This is a genomic window from Protofrankia sp. Cj5 (assembly GCF_917627405.1).
Classification (GTDB): Bacteria; Actinomycetota; Actinomycetes; order Frankiales; family Frankiaceae; genus Protofrankia.
Genome location: NZ_CAKJTO010000051.1, coordinates 28,696 through 37,198 on the forward strand (window position 1 = coordinate 28,696; position 8,503 = coordinate 37,198).

Below are 8,503 nucleotides of genomic sequence, written 5' to 3' on the forward strand. Positions count from 1 at the left end.
CCGGCTACGGGATGTTCCGATGATCACATCGCCCATCGCCGGCACCCTGCGCTGCCCACGCTGCGGCACCCCCACCGTTCCCGGCGGGCGGTTCTGCTTCCACTGCGGCTTGCCCCTCCAGACCGAAAACGGTCTGGGCGCGGACGAAGGTGCCGAGCGCCGGGTGGTCACCGTCCTGTTCGGTGACCTCTCGGACTTCACCGCGTGGGCCGAGGACCTCGATCCCGAACGGGTCGGTGAGGTCACCGACCGGGTGCTCGCCGCGCTCGCTCGCGATGTCGCCGAGGTCGGTGGACGGGTCGACAACCTGACCGGCGACGGCATCATGGCCGTGTTCGGAGCACCGACCGCGCACGAGGACGACCCGGAGCGAGCCGTCCGCGCGGCCGCCGCGATGCAGGAGACCGTCCGCCGGCTGGTCACCGACGAGGCCGGCGGTGGGCGCCATCTCGGCCTGCGGGTCGGGATCAACACCGGCGAGGTACTGGCCGGCATTCAGGCGTCACTGAGCTACACGGTGATCGGCGACACTGTCAACACCGCCGCACGGCTGTCTGACGCGGCGGCGGTCGGCGCCGTGTACGCCGGACACCACACCGTGGTCGCCACCACCTCGGTGGCAACGTGGCGGCCGCTGCCAGCACTGAAACTCAAGGGCAAGCGTGAGCCCGTCCCGGCCTACGAACTGGTCAGTCTGCGGCCGTCCAACGTCGCCCGGCCCAGCCACGGTGACGACGCGCCGTTCACCGGCCGGGACCAGCAGCTCGCGGTTCTCGTATCCGCCTTCCGGGATGTCGTCGCCCATGGCCAGCCACGGACGGTGGTCGTCACCGGCGAGGCCGGGATCGGCAAGACCCGCATCGCGGCGGAACTCGCCCGCCAGGTCGGTACGCAGCCCGACGCCAGGGTGCTGTGGGGACGTACGGTCCGCCACGGTGACGGGCGGGACCTCGCGCCGCTGATGGACATCGTGCGGACGGCATCCGGGGTGGGCGAAGGCGACAGCCCGGACCGGGTCGCCGAACGGGTCCGGCGCACCGTCGGCCGCCTCGAGCACCCCGCCGCGCGCACCCGCATTCCCGGCGGAGTGGCGGACAAGCTGCTCGCTCTGCTGGGCGTCCCGCCAGAAGGCCGTTCAACAGTCACCGCGGAGACCCCGCCGGGTGATCCGGCGGGCCGCGACGCCCATCCCGACAGCCATGCCGTCCGGGCCGTCGACGCGATCGTCGACGACGTCGCTGTGCTGCTCGGGGGGCTGTCCGACGACGGCCCGCTGGTGATCATCCTAGATGATCTGGAGTGGGCGACGACCGCGCTGTGGCAGGGATTACGGCGTTTCGCAAGCCGGCTGCGCGGACCGGTCCTGCTCGTCCTGCTCGACCGTGAGGCCCCGCCCTTGACCGGGCTGCCCAACCCGGAGCTGCTCGCGCTGGCACCGCTGGCGGAAGCCGCGGCGGCGAGGCTGCTGCGGGACTATCTCGGCGGCGCCGAACTTGACGAGAACGCCCGCGCCGCGCTGCTCGGGCGGGTACACGGAAACCCGTTCTTCCTCACCGAGCTGCTGAACCTGCTGGTGGACCGCGGTGTACTGCACCGGGGCTCCCAGAGCGCGGGGCCAGCGCTCGTCCGCACCGAGGAACTCGCGGCATCGGGATCCACTGTGCAGCGCACCCGCCGCCGCCAGTCGGCCGGTATCGAGCCCTCCAGCTGGGTGCTTGAGGGATCCCTGCCGGAGACCACGCTGCCGGCCGGGGTGCAGTCGGTGCTGGCGGCCCGTATCGACGACCTGGACCCGATCGCGAAGGCCGTCCTGCGGTCCGCGTCGGTGCTCGGCAGCCGGTTTCCCGCCGACGCGTTGCCCGCGCTGGAGGACCGCCGGGGCGACCAGGTCCACCGGGCGCTGGCAACCCTCACCGAACGCCAGCTCCTGCGGCCCGCGCATCCCGGGGAACCGTTGTGGACGTTCGTCCATCCGATGGCCCGCGACGTAGCCTACGCCGGCCTGCCCAAGGTGGAGCGGGCCCGCCGGCACGCGGCGGCCGCGCAATGGGGGGTGGAGTTCCTCAGCGGCTCCGAGGCGGAGGTCGCTGCCTTTGTCGGGCATCATGCCGAACGCGCCCACGACCTGGCGGCATCGATGGCGCTGCCCGCCACGGACCCCGCGTGGTCGGCTCGCGAGCCCGGCTTCCATGCCCTGGTACGGGTCGCCCGCTCGGCACTGGCCCGCGACGATCATCGCGGCGCCAGCGACTTGATCACAAGTGCGCGCAGGCTCGGCCGCGGCATCGTCAACGAGATCGACGATCTCGGGGCAGTCGTGCTGCATGCCGAGGCGCTGGCATCCCTGCGCCGTCTGGATGAGGCCGAACGCACCCTTCGGCCCGCGCTCCGGGTCACCACCCCTGAGCTCCGGGCCGCCGCCTACCGCGTCCTCGGCGATCTCCGGCACAAGCAGGGCCGGGACGAGCAGGCCGCTACTGCGCTCGTCACCGCGCTGGAGCAGGCTCAGCTCGCCGGCAGCGACCGGCTGGTAGCGGCGACCCTGCGTCAGCTTGGTCTGCTGGAATACGCCGCCGGCCGGGTGCGCCACGCCGAGAAGCGGTTCACCGATGCGCTGACGCTGGCCCGCCGGGTCGGCGACCCGCGCGGGGTCGGCTGGGCGCTCCAGCACCTTGCCTGGAGCGCGACCACCCGTGGGGACTACCCGAATGCCGAAAAGTACCTGCGGGACGCCTCCGAGGTCTTCAGGCGGTTGGACGACACCGGTGGCCTGGGCTGGTGCGCTGGCACCGAGACACTGGTCTGGCTGCTGTCAGGCCAGCTCAGTCATGCTCGCCACATCGCGCGGGAGCTGATCGAGATGGCCGAGGCGATGGGCGAGCGATGGGGCCTGGCCGTGTGCCTGACCATCGACGCGATCGCCGCCGCCGAACTCGGGGACGTCGCCGAGGCCGAAGCGGAGGCCGAGCGCGCGGCGGAGTTGTTCCGTGCCACCGGTGATACCTGGGGAGCCGCGCTCACCCTCGTGGCCAAGGGGCTCGCCGCTCGCGGCGCGGGTGATCCGGAACGGGGCGCGGCCCACCTGGAGGACGCCCATGCCGCCGCCAACATGGGCCGCCACGCGGTGGTGGGTGCGCTTGCCCTGGTCCTGCTGGGGCTGACCCGGCTCGACGCCGGGCTGATCGACTCGGCTGAGCAGGCCGCGTCCCTCGCGCTGGAAACCCTGGACGGCCTTGAGCTGCAGCCCCACGCGCAGCTGGGGGCAAAAGTGCTGGTCGCCCAGGTTGCGCGGGCTCGTGGGCGGCTACAGGAGTCGATCAGTCTGCTGGAGCAGGCGCTGGCCGCCGGCGAACCGGCGACCCTGCTGTTCCCACGTCGTCAGGCCTACGCGCATCTCGCCGGCACTCTGCTGGACGCGGGCAGACCGGCCGAGGCGCTGGCTGTTGCCCGGCGAGCGGTCGAGGTGGAGGCGGAGGACATCCGCGCCCAGGTGCTGGCCTGGCGGGCGCTGGGCACCGCCCTGGTCGCCGTCGGCAAACCCGCCGAGGCTCGGGCGGCATACGAGAAGGCGCTGGATGCGGCTACCGCGACGGGCGCGGTGAGCGAGGTCTCACAGACCCGTCGACTGCTCGCCGCCGTCCCAGCGGCCGCGGCTGTCCCGGACGCGGCGCCGGACAGCTACCCCACGGGCCTGGGCACGTCGCCAGCTGGGCCACCGACGGCGCCACTGGCCATACCGCCGACGGCGCCACCGGCCATACCCAGGCTGGCCGCTGAGCCGAGCGGGCAGGCATAGCGCAGGCTGGACGCGACGTGCCGGATCGAGCGGGTCTCACGGCGGAACGAGTCCCACAACGGAGCGGGTCTCGCGGCGGGCCCAGGCAACGCGCCAGTGCGCTGCCTGGGCCCGCCGGGGTGGGTGCGGGCCGGCCTGTGCCCCCTGCAGACCGGTTCTAGCGAGCGCGCCGGGCGAGCCTTTCCCGGTCGAGCAGAACCACCGCGCGGGAGTCCAAGCGCAGCCAGCCACGCGTGGCGAAATCCGCCAGCGCCTTGTTGACCGTCTCGCGGGACGCCCCGACCAGTTGGGCGAGCTCTTCCTGAGTAAGACCATGCTCGACCCGGACCCCGGCCGCCTCGTTGCCGGGCTGTGCCGGTTCGCCGAACCGTTCAGCCAGGTCAAGAAGGGCCTTGGCCACTCGTCCAGGCACGTCGGTGAACACCATGTCGGCCATGGAGTCGTTGGTTCGCCGCAGGCGTTGTGCCAGTACTCGAAGCAGCAGCGATGCCGCCTCGGGACGGGTGGCCAACCACGGCCGCAGCGCGGTGTGCTCCAGGGAGACCAACGATGCGTCGGTCACCGCTGTCGCGCTGGCCGTACGAGGCCCTGGGTCGAACAGCGACAGTTCACCGAAGAGGTCCCCAGGCCCCATCACCATGAGGAGATTCTCCCGGCCGTCGGACGCGGCGCGCCCGATCTTGACTTTTCCGGCAAGGATCACGAAGACACGGTCTCCGGTTTCACCTTCACGAAACAGTACTTCGCCTCGGGTAACGTTCTGGCGTTCAAGATGATCATTAAGGGCCTGTCGATCCTGTTCGGACAGGCCGGCAAACATGGGAACACGGGCAAGCAGATCGTCCACGGCGTCCGAGCATGCCAGGAGTGGAGCCAAAGGGCACGACCTGAAAGCCGTAACAGGCTGTCGGGTCTTGAACAGGTCGGCCCAATCGGGGTATTTCAGGCCCGGACGGCCCGTCCAGGAACGAGATCACGCACAGCGGCATACACGCATCGAGAGATTATATAACTCTCCGTAGTCGGAAAAACAAGAAAAATCAACGAAAAGCCAACTGGAACTCATCCTCACACCGCCCGGTGCTTACCCGGCGTCGATCGCCGCAAACGTCGGCGGTAACGCTCCAGCGCGACTGGCAGGCCCTGGGAGACGAAGGTGCTCACCTCGTCCGGCCGGGCGTTGGCAAGGAAGCCCTCCAGGCCCTGCCCCGAGTCGGCGGCACGCAGGGGACGCTCAACCCGCTCCATCGCAAGCAGCAGGGCAAGCAGCACGAGGGGAAAGGAGATCGCGGCAATCAGAAACATGGCGGGCACTATGGTGACGGATGACTGTGCGTAACCAGCACGTGGGGTCCGGATGCGTCCTGCGACATTGAACACATCCGCGACGCAGACCGGAAGCTAGCGTGATCAGCTCGCCCGTTACCCTGGATCCGTGCCCGTCACCGTCAACACCGCCACGGAGAGCCCGCTGGCGCGGACACGGCGAGCCCGCAAGATCATCAGAACCCTCGGCGACCTCCACCCGGATGCCCGGATCGCGCTGAACTTCAGCAGCCCCCTGGAGCTCCTCGTCGCGACGGTCCTGTCCGCGCAGTGCACGGACAAGAAGGTCAACGAGGTGACCCCGACGCTCTTCGCGCTGTATCGCACGGCCAGCGACTATGCCGGCGCGGACCGCACGGAGCTGGAAGCCGTCCTGCGTCCGACGGGCTTCTTCCGAGCGAAGGCACATTCGATCATCGGAATCGGCGCCGCGCTGGTCGACCGTTTCGCCGGCGACGTACCCGCGCGCCTCGACGACCTCGTCACGCTGCCCGGTGTCGGCCGCAAGACCGCCAACGTGGTGCTCGGACACGCCTTCGACATACCCGGGATCACGGTGGACACCCATGTCGGACGCTTGTCCCGCAGATTCGGGCTGACCAGCAACACCGATCCGGTCAAGGTTGAGAACGACCTTGCCGAGCTGCTCGAGCGCCACGACTACACGATCGCGTCCGACCGAATGATCTTTCATGGCCGGCGGATCTGCCACTCCCGCCGCCCGGCATGCGGAGCGTGCGGCGTGGCCCGCCTGTGCCCGTCGTTCGGCCTCGGCCCGACCACCTCAGATGACGCCGCGCGGCTGGTCCGCAAGGGCGTCGAAGCGGTCAGTTGAGCCCCGGACCGCATCCGGACGACACCGGAGCTCCCCGATCGGCGCGCTACCCTCGGGACGCCACGCCGGACCAGCCAGGTCGGCCACATCAGCCAGGATGGCTCGCTGACCTGGCCGATGCCCTGCGTTCGGCCCGCCCTGACGAACTGCAATCACGTAACCACGTGCCGGCGACGAACGGCGCGCGCCCGGCAGCCGTGCTCATGCTGCTCGGAGACGGCCCGGCCGGAACGGACATCCTGCTCATCGAACGTGCGCCTGACCTGCGCAGCCACGGCGGGCAGCCGGCCTTCCCCGGTGGCGCCACCGATCCCTGCGACGCGTCCCCGGCAGCCACAGCGCTGCGGGAGGCCCGGGAGGAGGTCGGGCTGGACCCGGAATGCGTCCAGGTGCTCGCCACTGGCCCCGCTCTCTACCTGCCACCCAGCGACTTCCTGGTCACACCCGTGCTGGCGTGGTGGCACACGCCGTGCTCGGTGGCTCCGCTGGACTCGAACGAGACGTCATCGGTCGCGCGGGTGCCTGTCGCGACGTTGGCGGACCCAGCAAATCGGGTGCTGGCCCATCACCCGCGGACCGGCTACCGCGGACCGGCCTTCCGCGCACACGGCATGTTCATCTGGGGCTTCACCGGTGGGCTGCTCGCCGCGCTGCTGCGGATGGGGGGCTGGGAGCGCCCGTGGCTTCCAGCCGAGCAGGTCGAAGCCCCTGTAGCCGCCATATCAGCGCCCTCCGACGCCGAGCGGGCGCCGGAACTGACGGGTGAGTCCGGATGAGCACCCCCCGGACGATACGGTCAATCCGCTCGATGAGGGACCGGAGGCAACCATGAGCGCAATAACCGGCATGAGCCCAATGACCGGCCCGGACGACAGCGTCAAGCGCCCACCGCCCCGGCCCGGCGGACTCCGGCGCCGGCGCACCGGCGTCCCCGCGACGACAGGGACTGTTCGCGTTGCGGTGAGCGTTGTCCTCGCGATCCTCGTGGCGCTCCCGCTCGGCGGTTGCGGCAACAGCAAGACGACCAGCTCGGCGACGGCCGTCTCAAGCGCCACACCGAAGATCGAAAACGATACACAGGTCTTCGACGTCGTGGGTACCGCGTCACTTCAGTTCACGCCCGCGACGCTGATCGCGAAACCCGGAAAAATCACGGTGAACCTGACCGTCGAGCGCGGCTCACCCCCGCACAACTTCGTGATCTCGACGATCCCGGCAGCCCGGACCAACTACGCCACGACCGATACGCCACGTTCCGTCACATTCACAGTGGATCAACCTGGCCAGTACCCGTTCATCTGCACGATCCACCCGAACATGCGTGGCACACTGATAATCAGCTAACGGATAGCGGGCCGCCAGACATGTTCGACATGCTTGACATCATCCTGCTCGTCACAGTGATTGTCTTTGGCGTGTCCGGCTACCGGCAGGGCTTCGTCGTCGGGGCGCTGTCCTTCGTCGGCTTTCTCGGTGGCGGCGTGCTGGGCGCGAACATCGCCGCGCCGTTCGCGCGGCTCATCGGGGCCGAGACGAACGGTGCCGTGGTCGGCATCCTGGTCGTTCTTGGACTCGCCCTGGTCGGACAGATCGCCGCCACCGCCATCGGGGCGGCCCTGCGCAACCGGCTCACCTGGCAACCCGGCCAGACCGTCGACTCGGTCGCCGGCGCGTTGCTGTCGGGGATCTCAGTGCTGCTGGTGGCCTGGCTGCTGGCGACGGCCATCGACCGGTCCCCGTTCAGCACCCTCGCCGAGCATGTGCGCCGATCAGAAATCCTGACAACCGTCGACGGGGCCATGCCGGACACGTTCCGTAATGCCTTTGCGGACCTCCGCCAGCTTGCCGACCAGCGGGGCTTCCCGGAGGTCTTCTCCAGCCTCGGCGGCGGGCGAATTGTGCCCGTCGAGCCACCGGACGCGCAGGCAGCCGCGACCGCGGGCGTACAGGCCGCCTCGGCCAGCATTCTGAAGATCCGGGGCGTCGCGCCGTCGTGTTCCAAACAGGTCGAAGGCTCCGGTTTCGTCTACGCCGCGGAGCGGGTGATGACGAACGCCCACGTCGTCGCCGGAGTGGCGCGGCCACAGGTCGAAGTGGGCAACACCATGATGGCGGCCAGGGTGGTGCTGTTCAACCCGGACACCGACATCGCGGTCCTGTACGTGCCCGGACTGCGCCGGGCCCCGCTGGCCTTTCAGGCCGATCCAGCGGGCCGCGCGGGCGATGACGCGGTCGTCGCCGGATACCCCCAGGACGGCCCTTACACGACTGCGGCGGCACGCATCCGCAATCGTCAGACAGCCAGAGCACCCAACATCTACTCGCAGGGCACGGTGCTGCGTGACATCTACGCCGTCCGCGGCCAGGTGCTGCCGGGAAACTCCGGTGGACCGCTGTTGTCCGAGGCGGGCACCGTCTACGGAGTCGTGTTCGCCGCCGCGACGAACGACTCGGCGACCGGCTATGCGCTGACCAGCGCCGAGGTGGACAGCTCGGCGAACGCCGGTCGTGTCGCGACCGCCCAGGTCAGCACCCAGGGCTGTGAC

7 protein-coding genes are annotated in these 8,503 nt (G+C 70.0%); 5 read left to right on the top strand and 2 right to left on the bottom strand.

The window, feature by feature from the left end; translation table 11 throughout:
- Positions 1 to 19: 19 nt before the first annotated feature.
- A complete protein-coding gene (locus tag MJ777_RS12985; protein WP_239311001.1) occupies positions 20 to 3,796 on the top strand; it encodes a tetratricopeptide repeat protein in 3,777 nt (1,258 codons plus the stop codon).
- A 157-nt stretch (positions 3,797 to 3,953) separates the two neighbouring features.
- Here MJ777_RS12985 and MJ777_RS12990 read toward each other — a convergent pair whose 3' ends face one another.
- A complete protein-coding gene (locus tag MJ777_RS12990; protein ID WP_239311006.1) occupies positions 3,954 to 4,643 on the bottom strand; it encodes a Crp/Fnr family transcriptional regulator in 690 nt (229 codons plus the stop codon).
- A gap of 221 nt (positions 4,644 to 4,864) precedes the next feature.
- Complete coding sequence (locus tag MJ777_RS12995) at positions 4,865 to 5,101, bottom strand: hypothetical protein (protein ID WP_239311007.1); 237 nt, start codon at positions 5,099 to 5,101, stop codon at positions 4,865 to 4,867.
- Positions 5,102 to 5,231: 130 nt separating this feature from the next.
- On the opposite strand from MJ777_RS12995, the gene nth reads away from it, so the two are divergent.
- The 4 genes from nth to MJ777_RS13015 form a co-directional block, all read left to right on the top strand.
- Positions 5,232 to 5,957 carry an endonuclease III gene (nth, locus tag MJ777_RS13000; protein ID WP_239311002.1) on the top strand — a complete coding sequence of 242 codons (726 nt, stop codon included), beginning with the start codon at positions 5,232 to 5,234 and terminating at the stop codon, positions 5,955 to 5,957.
- A complete protein-coding gene (locus tag MJ777_RS13005; RefSeq protein ID WP_370652717.1) occupies positions 5,954 to 6,733 on the top strand; it encodes a CoA pyrophosphatase in 780 nt (259 codons plus the stop codon). Before nth ends, MJ777_RS13005 begins: the two co-directional genes overlap by 4 nt.
- A gap of 52 nt (positions 6,734 to 6,785) precedes the next feature.
- Complete coding sequence (locus MJ777_RS13010; RefSeq protein WP_239311003.1) at positions 6,786 to 7,301, top strand: cupredoxin domain-containing protein; 516 nt, start codon at positions 6,786 to 6,788, stop codon at positions 7,299 to 7,301.
- A gap of 20 nt (positions 7,302 to 7,321) precedes the next feature.
- The coding region (locus MJ777_RS13015) for a MarP family serine protease (RefSeq protein ID WP_239376352.1) at positions 7,322 to 8,503 on the top strand (1,182 nt) is incomplete at its 3' end.

Bases quoted from the DNA above. Each gene is read 5' to 3' on its own strand.
- MJ777_RS12985 (WP_239311001.1), top strand. From the start codon at position 20: ATGATCACATCGCCCATCGCCGGCACCCTGCGCTGCCCACGCTGCGGC.
- MJ777_RS12995 (WP_239311007.1), bottom strand. From the start codon at position 5,101: ATGTTTCTGATTGCCGCGATCTCCTTTCCCCTCGTGCTGCTTGCCCTG.
- MJ777_RS13010 (WP_239311003.1), top strand. From the start codon at position 6,786: ATGAGCGCAATAACCGGCATGAGCCCAATGACCGGCCCGGACGACAGC.